1 protein-coding gene is annotated in these 883 nt (G+C 54.6%); it reads left to right on the forward strand.

Features of this window, described 5'->3' with window-relative positions; translation table 11 throughout:
- Positions 1-405: 405 nt before the first annotated feature.
- Positions 406-867 carry a hypothetical protein gene (locus FA743_RS20160; RefSeq protein WP_136887826.1) on the forward strand — a complete coding sequence of 154 codons (462 nt, stop codon included), beginning with the start codon at positions 406-408 and terminating at the stop codon, positions 865-867.
- Positions 868-883 lie beyond the last annotated feature (16 nt).

An 883-nucleotide genomic window follows, 5' to 3' on the forward strand; every position in this document is an offset into this window, starting at 1 on the left:
CCGACGACGGCCAACCTCATCGGCGGCGAAAATCTCGATTGGTGAAACAACTGAAGCGTATGACATAAGGCAATGCCTTAAGACTATTTGCTCAATCAGAGCAGACGGCCCTCACCGCAGGCTTACTGACACAAAACGAGTCTCAAGGTTACACGGGCCTTGTCGCTACTAGCTAAGCTGCTGTAATATCTGTATACTTCGTTTGATTTATCATCACCTGTGGTTCTCTCGCTCCGCCAATATCTTATGATCTGAAGGTCATAAGATATTGAAAGGACAAATAAATCAGTTAAGCACGTAACTTGCGGATCTTACCAACAGATTTCGTGGTTCGCAATTCGGTTTACAATCTGGTTCACATTTTCTCCTTGATGGCTGATACGATAGCGTGGCAGATTTTCTGCCATGACAATCATTCGCCGCGGCAATTCCCTGTTTCTCCGCAAGCGCGTCCCGACGCGGTACAGGCGCATTGAGACGCGAACCATCGTTCATCTCAGTCTGCACACCGATACCGGCGCGATCGCCGCGCAAAAGGCACCGCGTGTCTGGTCCGAGATGATCGAGGCATGGGAGGCCAAGCTGAAAGGCGACACGGGCGGGGCCGAGGCCCGATTTGCCGCGGCGCGTGAGCTGGCCCATATCCGGGGGGTGCGTTATCTGTCAGCCGATGCCGTCGCCCGGCTGCCGATCGAGGACGTGCTGGACCGGACAGAGGCCGTTATGCGGGCATCGAAACGCGGCAAGATTGACCATCCCCCCGTGTCAGGGAAGTTGTCCGCTGCTCTACTTTTCCTTTATTTTTCAGGTGGGCGGGATAGGACGATGACGTGGGATATTCACCGGAACGCAAGGCGGCTGTGCTGAAGCGGATGCTGCCGCC

This window comes from Paracoccus gahaiensis, from assembly GCF_005048225.1.
GTDB classification, from domain to species: domain Bacteria; phylum Pseudomonadota; class Alphaproteobacteria; order Rhodobacterales; family Rhodobacteraceae; genus Paracoccus; species Paracoccus gahaiensis.